Here is a 22270-nt window from a genome sequence, read left to right on the forward strand (position 1 = left end):
CTTTGAAAGCGAAGAAGAGTTCAAAAAGGAACTCGAACAGTACATCTACTACTACAACAACCTAAGACCGCATCAAGCCCTAGGGGGGAAAACTCCCCTAGAATTCCTCGAGTCTTGTCCACGAATTACTTGACACGTACAATTGCGAGGGCGTCAAGCCCGAAGCAATCTCAGCGACGAGAGATTGCTTCGTCGCTTCGCTTCTCGCAATGACAGCTCACATAAAATGTTTTGCGAAAATAATAACGAACTGGTCACAACTCTTGCAGGAGCCGGGGAGCTATCGGGCGCCGCTCGCACCTCCCATTAGGCATCGGCCGTAGGAGGTTCCAATGATCTACATGCACTGTCGCATTCAAGTGGCAGATTTCTCGAAGTGGAAGGCGAAAATGGAAGCCGACGCCCGGGCACAGCGTGAAGCCGGGATGTATCTGAAGTATCTATGGCGTGGGGTTGAGGATTCGAACATTGCTTTCTTTATTCTCGAGGTCCACGACATGGATAAGGCACGGGCCTTTCTCAACCCGAAAGATGTGGCGAAAGCGAGCAAAACGGCCGGTGTATTAAATTTTCAGTGGCACTTTGTCGAGAGCGTCGAAATCAAGAATACCTGATGCCAATGCCTTGTCAAACAAGTGGCATTGGCTAAAGCCAGGCCTGGCCTCGTCAATTGTCATCGGGTGAGGGAACCCAAATTTCCTGCAGTGGGCGCCAACGATTCGCCCGCTGTCCCCTCCAATTAATACAGGACGATCTTCACCGGGCGAGCCAGAGTGATGAATTTCCCGTTTGGGGTCTCGCCTCTGGTTGTGGTTCCCACGTACATCTTTAGCGTATCCGCAAGCCTCTGCACCGAGCTGTTCAGCAGTCTGATACACCCGTGAGACTGGGCAGATCCTATGCTCCACGGCGAATCTGTCCCGTGGACACGGTAGCCTCCCGAATCCACCATTTGCATCGGAGGCGCCACCCAATCCAGGTCTTCAACTACATCCCCGTTTTTGTCGTCAAAGTTCTTGCCGGCCCTTTTCATGAACAGCGGCATCATGTGGCCTCCGTACACGGACCGGCTAGGCATTTGACCCCACGCCCAGTCTCGGTCGGGGGGTGGAATCCATATCGGGTGATCGTCGAAGATTCGCAGTAGGTAATAGGTCCCGCGGGGCGTGGGATATTCGGAAGACCCCAGGCCGGCCCTGCATGTAAAAAGCAGGCTCTTGTCCTCACCGTTTCTCATACCGTAGAGGCTGACGGTGTAGCGGCCCCGGTCAACCTCGATCACAAACTTTGAGAACAGGTGTACCGGATCACCTACGAGACGACCCGGCAATGAAAAGCCTTCCCAGAAGTCCAGCAGTGTCGCCCCTCCCTTATTGGCGGCCGGCACGCTTGGATTAAGGGACGCGAGTTTGGTCAACCCTTCGTTGAGAGGTCGCAACGACCTGATTCCCGGGACCAATTGTCTCCAGGGAAAGTCTTTGAATGTGGGTTCTGAGAGGTCCCGGAGATTGCGTCCGGCTTTGAGCGGGATCTTTATCGCCGACTCGGAATGCGAGTTCAGACCTTCGGAACTCCCAACTGGACCCGAAAGAAGCGCCTCTATCTTGTCCCAGAGCCTGGTCTCCGAGTCTTCGAGGTCCGTTGGCGCGACGTGGCTCAGACGAAGGTCTCTGGCGGACGAAGCTTTACCTTGAGCCCAGGTCCATTCGGCCATCGGAACGAGCCACAAAAAACCCAGCACAAGCAACCATATCCCAGTGAAAGCGAAAGAAGACATAACCCTCTAACCAGCAATAAAACGGAATAAGCCCCGCTTTTATCAACGGGGTCCTTTAATGCATTGCTTAATAAAATAATATAACGGCGGCTAGAGTCAAGGATAAATCACTGGAAGGCATGATCAGCCACTTTCATGCAGCTACCTCATGAAGATGGAGAGAAATCTCTCGCCGCAGAGATCGCGGACCATATTCCCTCGTCATTCCTGCGAACGCAGGAATCCAGGATCGTTTTCCCGGACTTCCTGGGAACATTCGATAGTGCCTGTTCTCCGGGTTCTGTACGATTAGGGGTCCTGTGCAGCCGCCTCAAGTGGCTGATCGGTTACGACGTGACCTAAAACATCATATTGTCTCAAGTGAAGCTTTCATGGCCCGGTCGCGGGCCCATGCCTCGATCTTCTGGATACGCTCCCGCATGGTCCTCGAAAGAGGCACTATGTTTCTCAAGGCATTGGCAAGAATGTGCTCGGAGAGTTCCGCCTTCCGGGACGTGCTCTCGAATATCGCCGATATGACGCCCTGCTCGATTTCCGCACCGTTAAGCCCTTCGGTCGAGGCCGCGAGGTAATCCATATCGAACTTGGCGGGGTCCACATTCCTTTTCCGCATATGAATCGTCAGAATCTGCTTTCTTTCTTCCTTGGACGGCAGCCCCATGTAAAACAGCTCGTCGAAACGACCCTTGCGGAGTATCTCCGGCGGCAGAACTTCCACTTCATTTGCCGTAGCCCCCACGAAAACAGGCGCTGTCTTCTCCTGCATCCAGGTGAGAAACAGCGCGAGCACTCTGGCTTCCTTGCCCCCTCCTTGCTTTTGCTGTTGGTTCGCGATTCCGGCTTCGATCTCGTCTATCCACAGGACGCAAGGAGCAACTGCCTCCGCGGTCTTGATCGCGTTTCTCATGGCTTCTTCGGGTGGACCCGCGAGCCCGTCGTAGAGCCGCCCCATGTCGAGCCTCAGGAGGGGCAGTTTCCAGTAGGCCGCGATGGCCTTTATGCAAAGGCTCTTGCCGCAACCGCTGACGCCCATGACCAAAATGCCTTTCGGCGTCAAACCCTTCTTGGTCGCTTCGGAGGAGAACGCGGTGTTTCGTTCCTTCAGCCATTTCTTGAGGTTGACAAGGCCGCCGATCTCCCAGGAGCCAGCCTGAGCGTTCACGAACTCCAGGATACCGCTTTTCCTGACCAAAGCCGCTTTTGCCAGCAGGACCAGGTCCACTGTCTTCCCGGAGATTGAAGCCTGGTTTGCCAGCGCAGTGTGGAAAACATCCGCCGCCTCATCCCAGGTGAACCCCGAAGCGGCCCGCGCGATTTTGTCACGCAGGTCCGGCGTGAGCGACTTTCTGAGCGAAGCTGCGTGCGGGTGGCCTTCAAGGCATGCGTCGAAGAGCTTTGACAACTCCTCGAAACGCGGCAACGGCACGTCTTCCACCTTGAAAAAAGGAAACAGCTCTTCGGGCAGATTCAACTGGGGACTAACAAAGAAGACCTTGTTCCGGCCCGATCTCAACCGCCGGGCGGCTTCTTTCAATTGTCGAATCAATTGCGGGCTGTGATCTACGAGGAGGTGGAGGTCTTTGAAGATGAGAACAGCCGGTTCCTCGAGTCCCACGAACCTTGCCAGACCTTGGACAGGGTCAGTCGATTGCTCAACCACATCATGGCCTCTAGCCAGGCCGTCAAGACAAGACCAGGAATACACGGCCGTCGGCTCTGGCATGGCTTTTTCTACTGCGTCGCCGACAAGCTTTTCCACCCGATCCTCTTCCGAGGAAATCAGGTAGATCAATGAACCCTTACCGGTAACGAGGTCTTGAATTTTTTTCAGAAGCATGATTCCAGTCCCTATATGTCAAGAATGCCATATTCCGCCCGCATTTCCAAGGTACTACGGGGCCTTTGCACAAAAAAAGAGACGGAATGGATGCCTCGGCGCTTCCCCATACCTCGACATAAGCATTGAGTCAGTGTGACGAAAGACTGTCAATTGCGAGCGCAGCGAAGCAATCTTAATTTCGGTGGGACGGGCATCTTTCCCGTCATTTCAATAGACAGGCGGGACGCCTGTCCCACCAATGGATATTGCTGTCCGCGAAACACGGGATTTCACTCCTCACAATCAAAGAGGACCGACAGTTGCCGCGCTCAGCCAAAAATGACTGAAGAATTAGCGTAGGAGCCTGTTATTTTTCTTGACATAATTGGTTCGACTCGTCTAGGCTCGAAGCGGGGGATTTCTAACTACACTTCTTAATCACTTCTATCTTTGCCATTGGGGTGCGGTCCGTAATTCGGGTTCAACGAGTCTTTCCCGCTTGGACGCGGCTGCCTTGTGCTGGAGGCTCAAATGCTTTCCCGGTGCGCATCGGTTTTGGTCTTAGCTTTCTGCTTATTCGTCTTCGGGAGGGGGACAACTCTCGCTCAAAGCCTTGATTTGTCCGGCGCGGAAAACCAATGGTTTTACGGGTACTACGGTCAGCTGGGCAGTCGAGGTTTCTTCGGCGATTACAATGTGGATGCGAGTTCCACAGGTGGCAATTTCGCATCTCTCAACGCTTGGGTAGGCAATCGGCCATTCCCGGACATAGGATTTCTTGTCAGCGGAACCAATGCCAGTCTTTCTTCGCTTTCCCTTGCCATCACGCCAAGGTACGGAAATGAGTGGGTGATTCTTAAGGCGCGGTACAACATCAACGCTTACAATACTGGCACTGCCCCCGGCGCCCTGGTGCCTATTTCTCCGGGTCAACTCACCTTGTGGTCGGTCCAGGTCAACAGCCCTGTGGCAAGCATCCGATTCGGAAAGCAGATCTTTCAGAAGGGCTTCAACCTTCAGTTTTCAAACAATCGGACGACAGAATACCTCATGCTGGAACAGAGGTTCTGTGTTCCGGACATTCTGGGTTGTCTCGTCGGGGCTGGGTTCCTGCCAAAAGGGGTGATGTCATGGTTCAATCCACACCTCTGGCCTAGATACAAGAAAGGGGTCACGGCTAACCCTGAAGATGAACTCTTTGGCGACCCCCAAACCGGAAAAAGCATTTTCGCTCAGAGGGACGAAGCGCAGAAGAAAGACCCCTTCTTCGCAGAGGGTGTGCTCGCGGAAACACCGGAGGAAACCGAAAGAAAGAAACACTGGCCCACCGATGATGACGCGTACGCCTGGTCATACATAGGGCCGGGATGCATGCGAATCGGACTAGGCACCTTTGCTTGGGAGCAACCTGACCCTCTTAACCTGGTTCTGTGGAACAATTCCGATACCGGGGCTTTGCGCGCGCAAAACTACATTGGGCTGATCGCCTACTCTTCTAAAGATTTGGAGTTCGGCGTCGGGTGTCTGCGCTCCAACTATCATCAGGGTCCTGAATTGGCCCCCGGCCTTGTGGCTCGTGTTTCAACGCCGACCTTCGAGCGTTACATCACGGAAGGGTGGGCCTACCTGAAGTATAACAACGGGCGGTTTTTCTTTAATACAGAGCTGGACTGGTTCAATCGAGTTTACAGATTTCAACGATCGCTTGATGGTACCTTTTTTGGCCAACCGGAGAACACCGACGGCAGTGGAAGCGTCTTCCGGTCACAGTATTGGGAAAGCTGGCGCTACATGTTGGAAGCCGGGGTTGGCTACGGCCCACTTGTGGCAAGGGTCTTCTATTGTTTCATGCCCGGACCTGACAGGAGGCACGGGGTGCTCATCGACAGGCAGCCTTTTATTCAGGAAAACCCGCAGCAGGCGTTCGGGCTTTTCGACCCGTACTCGATTCTCCTTGCATACAGGTTCGGATCCGGCGTGAATGCCCCCGGCCATATCTCCGATGCCTCGATTTACGCTGTCAAGTTGGACTACGCTCTGGCCGCCAATTTGATTGTGGAGGGATCTTTCTTGCAGGCCTTCAGAAACTCGAACGGGTATGCGGTGGGCTTCGTTCGACCTAATCTCACGGCCGCGGGTTTCGGAAGTGTGGTCTACGCAGAGCCGCCCGGGTCAACCTTCACCAATCCTGCTCCCTCTGTACCGAACAGGGACCTCGGGTGGGAAGCGATGGCGGGAGTCGTTTGGCAGCTCCTGGACGGATGGGCGGTGGCAGGCCGAGTCTCCTACTGGAAGCCAGGGAAATGGTTTAACTACGCTTGTATCGACAAGGGCGTCCCCAATTGGGACATTCCTTCTGCAGCCAATAACTGGGGAATAAACCCTGACAGGACCATTGATCCTGTCCTGGCGTTCGAGATACAACTGGGGGCCTCGTATTGACCTTCGCGAGCGCCAAATGGATCGGCCACCCACGCTCCGTCTTGACGGCAGCTTGGGGTCGTTCCTGACCAAACAAAGCCGGTCTAGCTGGATAGGCGGCAAATGCGCACAGAGGTAACAATGACAAGAATCTATCACCGTAACAATCGATTCCCGGACATGGGATGGAAATTGGATGTCTTCTTCCTAACCTGCATTTTCTTCGGGGTACTCTTCGCACCTTCGGAATCCGCTGCCCAAGCTGTGCCCCCACGTGTTCAGAGCCTGCAGCTGATTAAGCGGGTCACGCCCCCTCCTGAACTCCCTGTCCAAAAGGAAATAAGAGTCCTCGCGGGAGAAGCGGCTGATCTGGAACGACAGATCGGGGCAATATTGCCTGAAAAGGACAGAGTCTTTCCACCGGCTATAGGCGGGCGCAGATATGTCCCTCCTTCAGGAGGCAATCGTAAATCTGTCGCTCCGCCCGGAGGGAGCCGCAGATTTGTGCCCCCGCCCGAATAGGGAATGGATGGTGACCTGTTCACGGCGCAGGTTTTTCTATCCCCCCCGCCTGTGCCCAGGGCCGTTCAGGGGCCGTCGTCCGGCGTTTCAGAACCACGCGGGACAGCGATTGGTAACCAAAAAACAGGGAGCGCTCGATGTGAATAAACGACCGGCACATTGAACTTGCTGTGGCCGTAGCCCCGTTCCCGGGATGTCGGGTACGGGTTAGTCGACACGGGGGGAAGCAAAATGAGTCCTGAAGCCAACGACATAAATGCAACGGCGGAAGACCTGAGGCCGGGCATGTGCCTGATCGGCATAGCGCGAGTTGACGAGTCGATCGATAGCGGAGAGATGCCCAAACCGATACGGGTCAAGGTTACAGAGGGAACCAAAAGAGTACTTATTGTCGTTCGAGGGCTTGCGTTGGCATTTGGAGAAACGACGGATCCCCAAACCAGGCCCCTCGGAGACCTACGGTGGCAGACAGAAATAGTCAGCCTTGCCGGAACCACACTCCAATTTAATGTCGTTGCGCAACTTATTTGCACCGAAACCACCGATAAATATTACGGCAACATTTCTATCGATGTGTTCTGTTTCGGGCAGCCGAATAACTCGGGAGGTACCTTACACTGAGGGATGGTCAGACAATTGATTCTGTAAATCGGCGATTACAGACAAAGGGGGCCGTGATGGAAATAAAAGCTCTGGAAAATCTGCAAATGCGCGTCGCAGCAGTCCCGGATCTCGCCACACAGACAAAGACGGATTTGGACCAAGCGATCCAGGACGTGAAGGACGAAATTAGGATCTATGAGAAAGACGTTTGGTTTTACCGAATTGTCGTCGGCACCCTCGGGCTGGCAATAATCCTTATTATTGTCGCGCTGACTGCCCTGTTATGGAAGGGTGCTACAGGCTTTGACTCTCTGGTTGCCATCGGTTCCGCTGCGGTCGGTGGGTTGGTTGGTTTACTCGCCCCTTCGCCTGTTGGCAAGAGATGAGGCGCCGAAACCGCAAAGAACGGTCTGAATTTGAATGAGCAGCCGATTCGAAGGTTAGGGCGATATCGCCTCTCCGCTGGAGGTGTAGGTATGCCTATTGGCTTCAGCCTTCCCCGAGGCTCGGCCGGACCGGGCAGTGTTCAGGCGGGTAGGTGACGGGGATGGCAAGGCGCCAATGGCGTGAAGCCGCGTAAGGGCACGGCATGCCGTGCCCCTACATAGACTAGCCGTATTCGGGCATTTCGGATGGCAATGTGTATAAATTGACTTGGGTTTCGCTAATTGGCGTCGAGCACTTCCCGCACTTTTTGCGCCAAACCCTCCACTGTGAACGGTTTGGGCAGAAAACTCACCCCGGAATCCAGGATCCCGCGATGCACCACGAAATTCTCGGTGTACCCGGACACATACAACACCTTCATTGACGGCCGCTGCGGGGACAACGTATCAAAAAGGCTTTTCCCGTCCATGTCAGGAAGGCACACGTCCGTCAGGAGCAAATCGATTGTCCCACCGTGTTTCGAACAAATTGTCTTTGCCTCGTCAGGGTGGCCCGCAGCCAGGACCGAATAGCCCAGCATGTCCAGTGCTTCAGTGGCCAGTTCTCTGACTATTTCTTCGTCTTCGACAATCAGCACGGTTTCCTGTCCCACCGGCCGGAGGGACGTTACGCCCATGACGGTGGGTTCCTCCACAGATTGTTCAACCAGTGGCAGATACACTTTGAAAGTGGTTCCTCTACCGGGTTCGCTGTAGACCGATATGTGACCTCGGTGCTGTTTCACGATGCCGTAAACCGTAGACAGGCCCAGCCCTGTGCCGACTCCTTTTTCTTTTGTGGTGAAAAAAGGCTCGAACACCCGTGAAAGAGTGTTTTCATCCATGCCCTGACCGCCGTCGCTCACTGAGAACATAACATATCGCCCCGGCTCAACCTCGGGATGAGTTTGGCTATATTCGCGGCTGAGAACGGAATTGCCCGTTTCAATGGTCAATTTCCCACCGGAAGGCATGGCATCGCGCGCGTTCACCACAAGGTTCATGAGGATCTGTTCGATCTGCCCCGGATCTGCCTTCACTCGTCCCAGGGACTGGCTCAAGGCCATCGTCAATTGGACATTCTCCCCTATCATCCTCTGTAGCACTTGCTCCCAACCCGCTATAACATGGTTTAGGTCCAACACCTTCACGTCAAGCACCTGCTTCCGGCTGAATGCGAGTAGCTGGCCCGTGAGCGTTGCGGCTCGATCGGCCGCTCGAAACACTTGCGCGAGTTTTTCGTGTTGTGAGCTGTCTCTGGGAATCTGTTGCAGCAGCAGATTTGTGTAGCCCATGATGGCCGTCAAAAGGTTGTTGAAATCGTGGGCGACTCCTCCTGCCAATCGTCCAACCGCTTCCATCTTAACCGCTTGCCTAAGTTGTTCTTCCAGACGCTTGCTCTCGGTGATGTCTCTCAGAATCACAAGCAATCCGGCAGGCTTGCCCTCGTGATCGTGATAGCGAGATGCGCTGGCGCTTATGTCCAGCACCCTACCCTCTTTGGTGACGCGCTTGGTCTCAACGCCTCTAAGCGGCGCGCCTTCACGTATCAGGTTGTCAATTATTATTCTGATTTCATCCAGTCTCGATTCCGGAACATGAGGCGAGTGACGGTCCCGGACATCGTCGAGGGTCCAGCCAAAAATCTGCGTGAAAGACTCGTTGACGTACTGGGCTTTGCCCTCAATGTCATAGACTATCACTGCATCGGCAGATGAACTGAGAAGCGATCTATACAGGTCCTCAGCTCGCTTGGATTCCTCGTAAAGTCTTCGGAATTCCTCACGGCTTTGTCGTAACGCCTCCTCCGCTCTCTTTTGCTCCGTAATGTCCGCTATTGCCGAAATAGTTCCTTTTCCCAGATTCGAGGCGTCAAGAGGACTAATCTTCATATGACCGGGGAAGACTGAGCCATCATGGCGCCTGAATTCGGCCTCGGTCTCCGCGGCCGTACCGTCCTTCAAGCCTGTTCTAAATATTTCCAGTACTCGGTTGTATTCTTCATCGGATGAATAAAAGTCTTTTGCCGGCTTGCCCACGTACTCGGCCTTGTACTGATACCGGAAAATTTGGGCCATCGCCTGATTCGACCATCTCAGCCTGCCTTTTTCGACATAACTTATGGCCACCGGGGACGCAGAGAGAATATTCTTCAGCAGGGCCTCACTGTGACGCAGAGCCTCTTCCGCCCTTTTGTGATCCGTTACGTCACGGGCGAAGATCGCAACTCTTTCCACCTTTCCTTGTGGGGTACAAACAGGATAGAAATTGTGGTCAACGACCCTTCCGGCCCTCTCATCTTCAAACCTGACGGGCTGTCCGGTCTTGATTACACTGTTGAGCTGTTCTCTTCTTCGGTCGGCAAATTGGGGTTCCATGAAATCCAACACCGGCCGGCTCAACAGGTCTTCGGCAGTCTTTCCCAGCCTGTCGGCAAACTGTTTATTCAGCGCGACTATTTTGCCTTCTGCATCAATCAGCATGGCCAGATCAGTGGTCGCGTTCAGGCAGGCCTTAAGGCTTTCCTCACTCTTTCGCAGTTCGGACTCAATATGTCGGCGCTCCGCTTGTGATTCCTCGATTTGTTTAACGCGTAGTCTCAACTCTCCCAGCTCCTTGATGAGCTGCGCCTTGGTTTTGTACGCGTCTTTCATGGAGATCTCCATTTCTGCTACGCTGGATGTGTAAGCTACCGGGAGCGGAATGAGGACAACGGTCTATTGTAATAGAAAGTTGGTCTTTCGCCAAATCCAATCGGAAGGAATGTGCAATTATTCGCTTAGGCGGGAAAATAGGGGCTTCTTTGATAAGCGGTTTTCGCCGGTGGCCTCAAATCCTCCCAAGCCCCGCTGCAAGGAAGGTGATTTTCGCCATTCCTTGCCCCCCCGGCCAATACGAATTCGCTTTCTAACGGTGAAGATGACTTCGGTCCGGATCAGCACTGGCCTGGTGCCCAGGTCAGTGGCACCCAACAGCCAATCAGGACCGGCCTCGGGGTGCCACGGACCTGCGCTTGCTCAGGTCCGTGTCGAATCCACCAGACCATTCACTGTTTGAACGCGACCCCGTATAAAGAAGGGGCACAGAGGATTTCTCCCCGAACCACAACATGCCGGGTTATTGCCCGAGGCGATTCAGACTCCACTTGTCATGAAGCATCCAGGATCTGGCGAACCAGCCTTAGGATCTGATTTGCCCTGTAGGGCTTATTCACCAGGGCCTTTGCTCCCATATGAACGGTTTCTTTGGCCGGCCCGTCCAGAGAAAACCCGCTGGCGATGATCACCTTCAGTTCCGGCTTCAGCTTCAGAAGCTCTTGCAAACACTGGCTGCCGCCCATACCCGGCATGATAAGGTCCAGGATCACCAGTGAGATTTTGTCCATGTTGTTTGCGAAGACTTCCAAAGCATCCTGGCCATTGGTCGCGGTGAGGACTGTGTACCCGCCAAGATTTAGAATCCTGACTCCCAGCTCCCTGACGAATTGCTCGTCGTCCACAAGTAAAATGGTCTCGGTTCCGAACGCGGGCGTTTCCAGGGTCGCGGCCACGTCCGCCACCACCTCGGCCTCTATCGCCGGGATATAGATCTTGAAAGTGGTCCCTTCGCCTTGCTCACTGTAGCACGTGATATGACCTTCATGTTGCTGCACTATTCCATATGCCATCGCAAGCCCTAGTCCGGTTCCTTTCCCCGGCTTCTTGGTGGTATAGAAAGGTTCGAAAATATGCTCAAGTGCTTCCTTATCCACACCGTGTCCGGTATCCGAGACCGTGATCTGAACGTAGTCCCCGGGATTGGCAACGAGATAGGTTTTGCAGTATTCCGCATCCAACGTTACGTTGGCCGTTTCAATGATGAGTTTCCCTCCGTCCGGCATCGCGTCTTTGGCATTTACGGCGAGGTTGATCAGAACCTGTTCAATCTGAGCCGGATCCGCGTTGACAATTCTAAGATCGTCAGCTAAATCCAGCTTGATTTCAATCATCTTGGGAATCGTCCGGTAAATCAGTTTCCTGATTTGGTCCACTGAGTGGTTCAGATTCACAGGGCGAAGCTTGGCTTCCATCTTTCTGCCGAAGGCCAGCAGACTCCTGACGAGTTCTGCTCCTCGTTGAGCGGCCACCGCTATCTTTCGAAGGTCCGGATATTCCGGATCGTCGTGTGATCGGCCGGTTAACAACAGTTCCGTGTACCCGGAAACCACTGTCAGCAGGTTGTTAAAATCATGAGCGATCCCGCCTGCCAGAGTCCCGACGGCTTCCATCTTTTGGGCATGCAAGAGCTTGCGCTCCAGGGCAATTTGTTCCGTTACGTCGCGTTTCACTCCGACGAAATTGATAATTCGGCCTGAATCATCAAAAACAGGGGATATGGTCGTTTCGTCTTGATAGACGGTTCCATCTTTCTTCCTCTCAACGATACGACCGCTCCAGACCTCACCCCGCTCCAAGGTGGACCTCAACTCAGCTGTGAATTCATCCGAGTGACTGGAAGACCACAATTCAGCAGTCTTCCGGCCCAAGACCTCCTCGCGGGAGTAATCGGTCATACGTTCGAACGCGGGGTTTACATATTGGATGACCCCGTCGCTATCCGTTATGACTATACCTTCATTGACCTGTTCGACCGCGGTGGCCAGACGTCGCTGAACCTTTTCCGCTTTTCTGCGGCCCGTTACGTCAATTAAGACACAGTGCGCCCGACCAACACTGTGCTCATCTCTCGCGAATGTTCCGTCAATGGCAACAGTTTTGAGTGTACCGTCCTTCTTCACCATCTCGAATTCCGATCCGCGAGCGATCCCCAACTCCTTTAGTCGGGAGAACTTCTCGCGGAAACGTTCATTAAGTCCTGTGGCCAGATAATTGCCGAACCAAGTCCCGATAACTTCTTCTCGAGAATATCCGAGTAGATCCAGCCATGCCTTATTCACTTCGACCAAATAACCATGTTCATCGAGGGACTGATACCCCAGAGGCGCATTTTCGTAGAGCAGCCTGAATTTGTTCTCGCTCTCTTGCAGCACTTGTTCCGCTCTCTTGCGATTTGTGATGTCCAGAGACGTTCCAGTCATGCGCAAGGGCTTTCCGCTTTCATCGCGTTCAACCACTTTGCCGCGAGCGTGAACCCAGGCCCATACCCCTTTGCTATCCTGCAAACGATACTCACTCTCATAATATGGCTTGGACCCTGCCAGATGCGAGTTCAGCGCTTCCAGCACGTGGCGCTTATCCTCCGGATGGATCTTCTGCTTCCATACAAGAAAGTTCGATTTCGTATTGTTGGCGGACATTCCCATCATTTTGGCCCACCGCTGGTTGTGGACGACCTCTCTTGTCACCATGTTCCAGTCCCACAATCCTAGGTCAGCTCCTTCCAAGGCAAGCTCCAAGCGCTGTTGGCTATCTTGGAGCGCTCTTTGAGCCTCTTTGCTCTCGGTAATGTCGACCACGACCCCTACCGTGCCTAGACACCTGCCTTCCGGATCGCGAATAGCGGAAACGGAGACATCGGTCCAGAAAGCGTTTCCGTTCTTCCGGACAAAGCGTTTCTGGTATCGATACGAGTCGATGTGTCCGTGGATCAAGGAATGGAATCGCTCGCGCGACGCTTCTATGTCTTCGGGGTCGGTTATGTCGAGGTTGGTCAGCCCTTGTAGCTCCTCCCAAGTCCGTCCAAGCATTTTGCAGAAGACCGGGTTGACCTGGACCCAGCGACCGCTAGGGTCGGTCAGGGCGATTCCGACGGAAGCATTGTTGAAGATGGCACGGTACCGCTCTTCGCTTTCGCGCAGGGCTTCTTCCGCGCGCTTCCTCTCCGAAATGTCCGAAATGACGGCGATAGCGCCTTTGTCAACATCCGGGGGACAGAGAGCCTTCATCCTTATATGACCCTTGAAAAGTGAGCCGTCCTTTCGCTTGAAAGTGGCCTCAGCGGATGTGACTCTTCCGGTTTTAAGGCGTTCGTAAAGTATATTGCCTACACGCTCATACTCTTCGTGGGACGGATAGACTATTGCCGCGTTCTTCCCCACAAATTCCAGCTCATTTTCGTAGCCGAACATCTTCATCCAGGCCTCGTTCGACCACCTTATGATTCTGTCTTCGGTCAATCCAATGCCCACGGGAGAAGTAGACAAAATGTCCTTAAGCATCGATTCGTTTTGACGCAGCGAGTCCTCGGCTTTCTCGCGGACTACTATTTCCTGTTTCAATTGTTCATTGGCGTCAAACAGCTCTCTCGTGCGTTCCTGCACCTTTTGTTCCAGATCGTTGTGCGCTTTGCGCAGGTTGATTTCCTGCCTCCTGCGAATGATTTCGACCGCGGCAAGACTCCCCAAGAGAAACAACGTGTCCAGATCGGATTTGGAAAACGAGGTCTCGGTTCGGTTAAAAACATATAAAACCCCGAGGTTGGTTTGGCCGATCTGGATCGGAACGGCGATGCCCGATATAAGGCCCTCTCCCTTGACGATGTCCTGCACTGGCGATGATTCGAACTCTCGGAAGTAGTTCCTAACAATAAATCCCTCTTGAGTCGTCGCAACCGTCTCACCCACGCCGGTTCCGAACGGCAGCTTCATTGCCTTGAACTCCTCGGTTCGGACGCCGGATAGGATATGCATATAAACATGGCCGGCTTCTTCATCACGCAGACCAATGTAAGCGGTGTCACTCCCAAGCAGCTCCCTGCTCTTTTCCACCACCAGGGTTAGATTTTCATCGAGATCACGATCCGCGGTCATAGCCACGGCCAGGTCATAGAGGGCATGGAATTTGTCCAACTCCTTTTCCAACAGGACTTCCGCGCGCATGCGGCCCGTAATATCCAGCACAGTTCCCATGACGGCAGGGGCTCCATTATGTTGCATGCGCGAACCGTAGACTTCCAGCCAAACTACCTCGCCGTCCTTCCTTACAACTCTGGCTTGGTAATTAGACGATGGGACTTCGCCGGAAAGCCGCTTCTCGATGTTGTCCAGGACCAGAGGCCGGTCATCGGGGAAAATGAGCGACATGAAGTTGGAGAGTGCTAACAACTCCTCTACAGAATATCCCACTATTTCGGCTAGCTTTGGATTCGCATACTTGAGGCGCCCATCCTGAATGAGGTAAACCCCGACGACTAAATTCTCTGCAAGACTTCTGAACTGGTCCTCACATTGAGTGGCCACGTCCAAGACCCATTCATGTTGAGTCTTCCAGGATTCCAGTTCGGTTACTCGTTGGCGAATGCGGTGGAGTTCAGCTAGTAACTCCTCGCGAGACACAGAATCATCCATCATGTACAGACACTCCCGGACTAAGAGGGGGATTGTTTGGGCGAATTATGCCAAAGCACATTGAAAGCGGTCCGAGCGGACGCGCAGGTCTGACCCTATTGGCGGGGGAACCATTTCCATTCATGCCTGCATAATTTTCTTTGATTAAGATCATAAGACCGGTTCGAAAGGACAAGCTTGCCGGTCCGATCGCCAGGAGTGGGCAATTCGCAAAACCGAACCACAGCTTCAAGCCTTCTCAACATATTTTCGGAAAGGGCTCCCCCAAAGACCTTCCCAAAAGCACAGCGCTTTCTGGCAGTATTACCAGGGTAACCGATGCTACTCGATCAGTCAATGGTTAGCTCCTGTAAGAACTGGTCATTTACGGTGTGCCGCCGTGGCCCGCGGTGGGGCCCTCCTATCGAGTCACGCCCCCCGCATGAGTCAATGTGGGCGGTCATCTTACACGACTCTTCATTATCGTTTGCTCCGCAGCAGGTGCGGGTTGGCCGATGTTATGCGGGTTGCGGTGTCAAAAGCCGCTTGACTAATTAGCGCAATTGGATTATTTAATGAATTCGTAGAGTTGAAATACTCCCTGTGGAGAAGCAGCATGAGTTCCCCTGATGACAAAGTTTTGTTGAGAGAGTTTTCTTGCCCGTTCTCGGCGGGAATAGAGTTCGAGCAAGTTTTAAGCAAGGCCGAGGCTCTTCTTCATGATGCTGATCTGGAGAGCGCTCTTGAGCTGCTCACTCGCCTTGAAACAAAGTACGTTGACGCGGCAAAATTGTTCGATCTGTTGGGAGAGGTCCTGCTCCGCCGAGGGAACATAGAGCAGGGCATTCGATACAAGACGCTCCACGAAATACTTAAGGGAACGTTCAAGATAGCTTCCGCAGAATCTATTGCGCAAGTCAGGCCGGCTGCCCAAAGGCCCCTTGGCGCCCGTGCGGCATCCGAACCTTTGGCAGGGATTGCCCCACCATGCGATGTTCACAAAGAGGCTTCCCGTGTTCGCGACGCCGAGGAGGAAGCCCGAAGAAAGAGGGCGGAATTCATTCCTGTGACAGCAGCAATGGGCCGCGAGTTCATGCGCCAAGGACACTTCGATAAGGCATTCGAAATTTTCAGCTTGTTACTGCAAAAGAATCCAGAGGACGAATCACTTATTCAGGCCAGGGAACGAGCCCGCAAGAAGAGCAGCGAGAAGAAGCTTCTCTGGGTTCTCCAGAGATGGCTGGAGAACATCGAACAAATGAAAGCCGGACGGTCCTTGGGAGAATGACGATCGCAGCCCTACAGCTTCACGATGTTGTGGCTAGAATGGGAGTGGACGGGCTCCTATTCAATACTTCGGAGAATCTGTATTCCTTTAATCTGACTCATCTCACCGGCTTTACGGGTTCGGAAGCCGCGATTCTCATCACTCGCAACGAACGCCATCTTTTCACTGACGGGAGGTACAAGACTCAGGCAAGGCAGCAGGCCCCTGCTTTCAGGACCCATGTGGTTCGCAGCAAGCTGGACGCTCTGGCCCGCGCTCTGAAGTCTTTGGGTGTGCGTAAAGTAGGAGTGGAAGCTTCTCGGGTCAGCTACGAGTTTGTAACCTCACTTCTTCGCAAAGCACCGGGCCTGGAAGTTGTTACTCTCAAGAGGGAATTTCTTGAAAATCTGAGAATTCGCAAGACCGCTGAAGAGAAAGACAAAATACTGGCGGCCGCGAAGATAGCTTCTGATGCGTGCAAGGAAATTATCCAGACAGGCCTTGTCGGCAAGACTGAAGCGGGAGTGGCTGCCCGGCTCGAAGCGCTGTTTCGTACCAAGGGTGCGGACGGAATTGCTTTTGAAACCATTGTGGCATCCGGCGATCGAAGCGCCTTGCCTCACGGCGCCCCGACCGACAAGCTAATAAAGCCAAATGAACTGATCATCCTGGACTATGGGTGTCGACTTGAAGGTTATAACAGCGACGAGACAGTAACGTGTATGGGCGGAAAAGCCTCCTCCGATCAAAACAAGATATTTGAGGCCGTGTACAGTGCCCATATGAGCGCATTGGAATCTCTACGGGACGGCATCGGGGCCCGTGAAGTAGATCGAATAGCCAGGCAAGCCATTGACAAGGCGGGCCTAGGGAAGTACTTTCTTCATGGACTTGGTCATGGGGTGGGACTGGAAATCCATGAACCCCCTTACCTTTCACCCAAGGGAAGAGGGGTTCTGAAGGAAGGCATGGTCTTCACCATAGAACCCGGTGTTTACATCGAAGGTGTGGGGGGTGTTAGGTTGGAGAGTCTCGTCTACCTTGAGAGAACCGGTCCGCTAATACTGTCCGGGATGCCCAAAAAGCTGATCCCGGTAGCCTGATGAACTAACGGCACGTCGGATTCTGCTCGGAGTTTTCCCGCTCTAAATCAGGATTGGATTGCTAATTCCCACGACCTTCAAAGTAGGTCCGGCCAAGGGGTGTGTTCAGACCAAGGTCAGCCGCGATTGTGCGGCATCCATAATCATAACTTTTGTCGGGGACGGAAATCATGTATTCAACTGCCGATTTTAGAAGAGGACTCAAGATAGAGCTTAATGGTGAACCTTTCACTATTGTGGACTTTTTGCACGTAAAGCCGGGCAAGGGCGGCGCGTTTATACGAACTACACTGAAAAGCCTGGTCACGGGAAATGTTATTGACAGAACATTCCGGTCAGGAGAGAAAGTCGATAAACCGGACCTTGAAGAGCGCCAGATGCAATACCTGTACGAGAGCGACGGCGAATTTCACTTTATGGACAACGATACTTACGAACAGCTGTTCCTCACTGAAGGGCAATTGGGCGAAGCCAGAAGCTATTTGCAGGAAAACGTGACAGTGGCGGTACTGTTTCACAACGGCAAACCGCTGGGCGTGGAAGTTCCTTTGTTCGTTGAGCTTTCGGTTGCCCACACAGAGCCGGGCCTAAAAGGAGACACGGCCGCGGGCGCCACCAAACCGGCCACCCTGGAAACGGGTATGACCGTACAGGTCCCGCTTTTCGTAAACGAGGGCGACGTGCTCAAAATCGACACCCGCACCGGGAAATACGTTGAACGAGTGCGGTAGCTGCCACCCCGCCCAAAAGGGAGATATTGGAGTGGTGGGGCAGTCCCGCGAGCCGCGGGATTCCAGCCTGCCGCCATCGGCTTATTAGGCCAGGCAGGCTGGAAAGCCTGCCCCACAAAGAAATTTAGCCGCTGGAAGGTCTGAATGCTTACCATACATCAGCACAGCACGATACCTTGCTCTTATTGATCTGAAAAATAGAGGATTTTGTCTATGGATTCATTCGCCCTGGTTGTCCATGATGAGCAGACTTTTCTCGCCCGCGTAGTAAGTGAGGGCAGTGAGAGAGGAATTTTTACTCGTGATCGGGCGGACGAAATAATAAGGGTTTCCGTGGCCATGGCCAACAAATACGTGCTCCAAAAAGAAATTGATTTCCGTTCGGCCGAGGAACTGGCAAAGGTGCAGGAGACGGTTTTGAAGCTCATAGGGGTCGGGCTGGAAATCAAGAGCAAAGGAGATGTGGAGGAAGGAGTTCGGACACTGGTGGACGACTCACCGGTGGAGTTGTTTCGCCTGGCGTACACACGCATCGAAAAACTACGACGGAAGTGGGAGCAACTTCTCCTGGACCACAAGATCGAGATCCTGGTAAGTCCCGAGGAGTACCAGTCTCTGAGCGAACTGGCCTATCACCGGCTCGCCGACATGAGCGTGTTCACTGAAAGTGAGCTTCACACCATCAAATCCCTCAAACTTGAGGATGAGCTGTTTTCTACTCTGGGGTTGGTTGAGTATTACGAATCGGAACTGGCCAGGTATGAATTCATCCTTAAGCTCAGAAACATTCTACCATTCACCCTGTTAAACAAATCCGGGTCCGTGAAGGCGGAAAACCTGTCGGATGTCGACTCTATAAGAGAGGCCTTCATAAGCACTTTGATCATTTCCGGCTTTGTTGAAGCGCCTGATCCGGTCTCGGTCACTATGCAAGAAGTGCGCGAGTTTCTTGGAGGACTCGACTTGGAAGATGCTTCGGATGTGTTTCCCGAAGACCTCGAGAATGTCGTGCTCGACTTGATCCACGAATTGGCCGAGGACCTGGACGAACATGATGCCTCATTGCTCACAAAGGAGATCATCCGGACTGCACAGAAGCTGATGGAGACAATTGTGGGGGAAAGAGACACAATCTTCTCCAAATCAGAGGGGACCTTTTTCAAGAGATGGTGCAGGCTCGTTATTCTGTCCGACAGCCCGGACCAGCTCAGACGCATCCTCGAAAGCGATGAGAGTCTGGATGAATTCGATTTCGAGATTCTCTTGGATAAATTGGCCGGCCGGTCTGAAGAAGAAGCCGGTCGAATGGTTGAGGGATTCCAGTGGACCAGGCTTTCTCCAGGCCAGATTATCCGCCTTTTTCACGAGCTGCACCCTTACCAGCGGGCATTGGCCCATCACGTCTCTCTGGAGGGCCTCACCGCCACCGAACTGCTGGAACTACTCGACGGCGTCGAACCTGAAGCGCTGACGGACCTGATGCCCGTTCTGCGGAAAGCTTTTGAAGGGGCCAATTTCACAGGAGAGGAACTGCAACAACTGGCAGCGTTGATGCATGAAGAGGCCCCTGCACTGCTGAAGGCCGCAGGCCCACCAATGGATTTGGACCGCAAACAAGTGCTGCTGGAATTCAAAGACGGGTCGGAACGCCTGCGGCAGGTCCTTTTTTATGCCTGTTGGGGTTCGGAGCTATTTCCCGACCTGGTCCACGAAGCCTGGTCGGTGGATCCGGAATTCGTCAAAGAACAGATGCGAACCTTGCCCGCGTCCGACACCGGACCCTTTTTTCTTTCTGCCGCGGGCGGACGAAAACCCAAGATATCAAAACCGGACGCCAAGGACCCCCAGTTGAATTTTCAACCGAAATTGCTGAACACCCTCTTTCGATCCTTGCCCGCAAGCAAGAAAAAGGCCGCTCTCAAGTTTTTCAGGAAAGAGGATGGTTCCGGTTCGCGGTCAAACAAAGAATAATCCGCCGAATTAGACACCAACCGATCAACCCCCCCTGGTCAGTGCTGCCCTTTCTCTGAAGTCATCTTCACCGTTTGAAAGCGAACCGGTTTTAGACATGGTCGCACCGCTCGCCGCCACAGGCTACCCTATGAATGAGCGCAGCCCCCTGCATGACCGGCGCAGGTGAACTTGACATCAAACTGCGGCAGTGTCCCGCTCTTGATGAGATCCATGTTCTGCCCCACTGTTCCCGGTGTTGCGCGATAGACCTGAATGCCCTGAGCTTGAAGTCCTCTCAGCGCTCCCATCCCTATCCCGGCTACGACCACGGCGTCAACTTCGCGGCCTCCCAAGGCCTTCAAGGGCTGGCACATCCCGTGGGCATGATGCAGGTCGCCGTTCTGAATCTCCTCCACGGCCAGGGTGTTTGTGTCGACAATGACAAATCCGGGCGCGGACCCGAAATGTTCGTACACTATGCTGTTCATGCCTTGCAACGTTTCAGCAGGAAAACAAATCTTCATGGTGTCATCTCCTTGTGTATCTAGATTGCCAAAATAATGTCCGAGTAGCCTGTTCGGCCAGGCTTCTCGAAAACGGTCAGAACTGGCGGGCACGGCCCGCCCTACGATTTTGCGTGGTGTCTCCTGTAGGGCGGGCCGTGCCCGCCGTATCATGAATGAAGATCTGCAAAAGCGTGCCGGTTATCCCGCCTCTCACCAATGGCAGACCGGCGTGCCGGTCATGAGATCCGGCAATTGTTGCGGATCGCTCCAGATCTACGGCTACGGCATTGCTTCCTTTGGCAATTTCCGTCGCGAGGCCCCTGATCTTCGGAACGACAAATAGAGTTGCTTTTGCATTCGGGACATTCTTCCGGTCTGCCTGTCCCGTATGGCACGCCCCATGCGTGTTGGCACTGATTACACTTGAACTGCCGCTCTTCCGACACTTCCACTTCACCCCCCTCAATGAGGAGAGCAAGACCTTCAGACAAGACCTGAGCCACCTTGTGCCTTCCTGCCTCAAGAATCCTTCCGAAGGTCTGGCGAGAGACATTCATGCGCTCTGCTGCTTGTTCGTGGTAAAGCCCTTCCAGGTCGGCTAGCCTGATAGCCTCAAATTCGTCCATTGACAAAACAACCTTTGGTAGGACCGACATGGGCACGGCAATGGGCTTGAAGACTTTGTAAGCAGGTTGTTGACTAACTCGGCGGCAGAATTTGGGTCTGGCCATTGATATACACTCCGGGATAATTATGGGCATTGGCTCATAATTGTCAAGACCCAATTTGAGTGCAGATGACGATCCCTAAGCAGGCGCGGAAAATTTGAAGGGCGAAAGATCTCGGCAGGGAATCAGGTTAAGGCCGAAGTGAGGAAGCAAGAGTCGGCGGAAATGCCACTTTAGGGTCAGTTCCGATCTTCTTTAACCTAGCGGCGACAAACAGAGATGTGTCAAGACAAAAAAAGGACTCACAAGAGGTGAGAAAGCTCTCCCTTACCTATTCCCATCTGCTTCAGTATGGCTGCTAATGTCCCCTGCTTTATGCGGCCTCTAGGAATAGTCGTCACCAGCCCTGATTCGCTATAGCCCAGTAGGTGCTTGTTTCCTTCCTTGATCCGGTAGCCGAGCTTCAGTGCGACCTTCTTCAACTGCTTGGCGGTGAGGTTCATACGACCCGGGCTCGACTCTTCTTCAGGTCTTCATCAGCCTCCAAGCAAAGCTCGATGGCATCTGTAAGGTTGTCCAGGGCTTCTTGAATCGTCTCTCCCTGAGAAATCGCCGCCGGGATCTCCCGACAAACCACCGTGTAACCGCCGTCTTCCAAATCCGGCGTCAGGATCGCCGTGAACTCCCGTTCACCCAAAAACACTTTATCTTCTCTGGGAACCTCCAGCCTCTTGATTGAGCCCCTGAGTCCGGCGATGAGTTCTCCCAGGGCAAAAGAAAAGACGAACTGTCCCTTCAAGGCATCGAGAATGGCCTGAGGGTCCTGCGTCACAACAAAGATGTCAAGACCGTTGGTAAGGAACCGCAGTTCCGCCAACGGATCCTTAACGTCGGGGAAGTTCTTCCTCAGGTATTCCAATGCATTCCTGATCTTTTGGAGGCTGATTCCTTCTTCCCTGAGCTGTTTGGCAACCTTGAGTTGGACCAGATCCTTAAAGGAATATTCTCTCCTTGAACCTTTTCCGGTTCCGATTTTGACAGAAGGCCGAATGATTCCGGATCTGTCCCAGTGCTGGAGCTGCATCCGAGACACCCCGGTTATTTCTCTAACCACTTTGGCTCCAAATCCAGCGACCATAGCTTACCTCCAGAGCGTACTAATATGTTTATAAGCACTTTGACTGTTCGTCAAGAGGTAATTTGGAAAACCG

The 22270-nt window shown here is 53.4% G+C and carries 19 protein-coding genes; 11 read left to right on the plus strand and 8 right to left on the minus strand.

Annotated features, from left to right (window positions below; genetic code table 11):
* Both HY913_10120 and HY913_10125 read left to right on the plus strand, forming a co-directional pair.
* On the plus strand, positions 1–133 hold a 133-nt coding region (locus HY913_10120), incomplete at its 5' end, for a transposase (protein ID MBI4963621.1).
* A 199-nt stretch (positions 134–332) separates the two neighbouring features.
* Positions 333–614, plus strand: a complete 282-nt coding sequence (locus tag HY913_10125) for a hypothetical protein (protein ID MBI4963622.1) — start codon at positions 333–335, stop codon at positions 612–614.
* Between the two features lie 125 nt (positions 615–739).
* Here the strand turns inward: HY913_10125 and HY913_10130 are convergent, their stop codons facing one another.
* Complete coding sequence (locus tag HY913_10130; GenBank protein MBI4963623.1) at positions 740–1777, minus strand: L,D-transpeptidase; 1038 nt, start codon at positions 1775–1777, stop codon at positions 740–742.
* 135 nt (positions 1778–1912) lie between these two features.
* Here HY913_10130 and HY913_10135 point away from each other — a divergent pair, with 135 nt between their 5' ends.
* The gene (locus tag HY913_10135; protein MBI4963624.1) at positions 1913–2119 is read left to right on the plus strand and encodes a hypothetical protein; all 207 of its coding nucleotides are present in this window, start codon (positions 1913–1915) and stop codon (positions 2117–2119) included.
* A 4-nt stretch (positions 2120–2123) separates the two neighbouring features.
* On the opposite strand, the gene HY913_10140 is transcribed toward HY913_10135, so the two are convergent.
* Positions 2124–3614 carry an AAA family ATPase gene (locus tag HY913_10140; GenBank protein ID MBI4963625.1) on the minus strand — a complete coding sequence of 497 codons (1491 nt, stop codon included), beginning with the start codon at positions 3612–3614 and terminating at the stop codon, positions 2124–2126.
* 513 nt (positions 3615–4127) lie between these two features.
* Here HY913_10140 and HY913_10145 point away from each other — a divergent pair.
* The 4 genes from HY913_10145 (at position 4128) to HY913_10160 (ending at position 7528) form a co-directional block, all read left to right on the plus strand.
* Positions 4128–6038, plus strand: coding sequence for a hypothetical protein (locus HY913_10145; GenBank protein ID MBI4963626.1), 1911 nt, complete (start codon positions 4128–4130; stop codon positions 6036–6038).
* A 120-nt stretch (positions 6039–6158) separates the two neighbouring features.
* Complete coding sequence (locus tag HY913_10150; protein ID MBI4963627.1) at positions 6159–6539, plus strand: hypothetical protein; 381 nt, start codon at positions 6159–6161, stop codon at positions 6537–6539.
* Positions 6540–6770: 231 nt separating this feature from the next.
* Complete coding sequence (locus HY913_10155; GenBank protein MBI4963628.1) at positions 6771–7160, plus strand: hypothetical protein; 390 nt, start codon at positions 6771–6773, stop codon at positions 7158–7160.
* A 56-nt stretch (positions 7161–7216) separates the two neighbouring features.
* Positions 7217–7528 carry a hypothetical protein gene (locus HY913_10160; protein MBI4963629.1) on the plus strand — a complete coding sequence of 104 codons (312 nt, stop codon included), beginning with the start codon at positions 7217–7219 and terminating at the stop codon, positions 7526–7528.
* Positions 7529–7806: 278 nt separating this feature from the next.
* Here HY913_10160 and HY913_10165 read toward each other — a convergent pair whose 3' ends face one another.
* Positions 7807–10221, minus strand: a complete 2415-nt coding sequence (locus tag HY913_10165) for a PAS domain S-box protein (GenBank protein MBI4963630.1) — start codon at positions 10219–10221, stop codon at positions 7807–7809.
* 494 nt (positions 10222–10715) lie between these two features.
* A complete protein-coding gene (locus HY913_10170; protein ID MBI4963631.1) occupies positions 10716–14855 on the minus strand; it encodes a PAS domain S-box protein in 4140 nt (1379 codons plus the stop codon).
* A 592-nt stretch (positions 14856–15447) separates the two neighbouring features.
* Between HY913_10170 and HY913_10175 the strand changes: the two genes are divergently transcribed.
* From HY913_10175 to HY913_10190, 4 genes are all read left to right on the plus strand, one after another.
* Positions 15448–16119 carry a hypothetical protein gene (locus HY913_10175; protein MBI4963632.1) on the plus strand — a complete coding sequence of 224 codons (672 nt, stop codon included), beginning with the start codon at positions 15448–15450 and terminating at the stop codon, positions 16117–16119.
* Complete coding sequence (locus HY913_10180) at positions 16116–17201, plus strand: aminopeptidase P family protein (protein ID MBI4963633.1); 1086 nt, start codon at positions 16116–16118, stop codon at positions 17199–17201. Before HY913_10175 ends, HY913_10180 begins: the two co-directional genes overlap by 4 nt.
* A gap of 170 nt (positions 17202–17371) precedes the next feature.
* A complete protein-coding gene (gene efp / locus HY913_10185; GenBank protein MBI4963634.1) occupies positions 17372–17932 on the plus strand; it encodes an elongation factor P in 561 nt (186 codons plus the stop codon).
* Positions 17933–18145: 213 nt separating this feature from the next.
* The gene (locus tag HY913_10190; GenBank protein ID MBI4963635.1) at positions 18146–19903 is read left to right on the plus strand and encodes a hypothetical protein; all 1758 of its coding nucleotides are present in this window, start codon (positions 18146–18148) and stop codon (positions 19901–19903) included.
* 128 nt (positions 19904–20031) lie between these two features.
* Here HY913_10190 and HY913_10195 read toward each other — a convergent pair whose 3' ends face one another.
* The 4 genes from HY913_10195 to HY913_10210 all read right to left on the minus strand — a co-directional run bounded on the left by HY913_10195 (position 20032) and on the right by HY913_10210 (position 22197).
* Positions 20032–20409 carry a NifB/NifX family molybdenum-iron cluster-binding protein gene (locus HY913_10195; protein ID MBI4963636.1) on the minus strand — a complete coding sequence of 126 codons (378 nt, stop codon included), beginning with the start codon at positions 20407–20409 and terminating at the stop codon, positions 20032–20034.
* Positions 20410–20627: 218 nt separating this feature from the next.
* Positions 20628–21122, minus strand: coding sequence for a DUF134 domain-containing protein (locus HY913_10200; GenBank protein ID MBI4963637.1), 495 nt, complete (start codon positions 21120–21122; stop codon positions 20628–20630).
* 239 nt (positions 21123–21361) lie between these two features.
* Positions 21362–21562, minus strand: coding sequence for a hypothetical protein (locus tag HY913_10205; GenBank protein MBI4963638.1), 201 nt, complete (start codon positions 21560–21562; stop codon positions 21362–21364).
* A complete protein-coding gene (locus tag HY913_10210; GenBank protein MBI4963639.1) occupies positions 21559–22197 on the minus strand; it encodes a MerR family transcriptional regulator in 639 nt (212 codons plus the stop codon). Before HY913_10210 ends, HY913_10205 begins: the two co-directional genes overlap by 4 nt.
* Between the last annotated feature and the right edge of the window lie 73 nt (positions 22198–22270).

Source organism: Desulfomonile tiedjei (genome assembly GCA_016212925.1).
Taxonomy (GTDB): Bacteria; Desulfobacterota; Desulfomonilia; order Desulfomonilales; family Desulfomonilaceae; genus JACRDF01.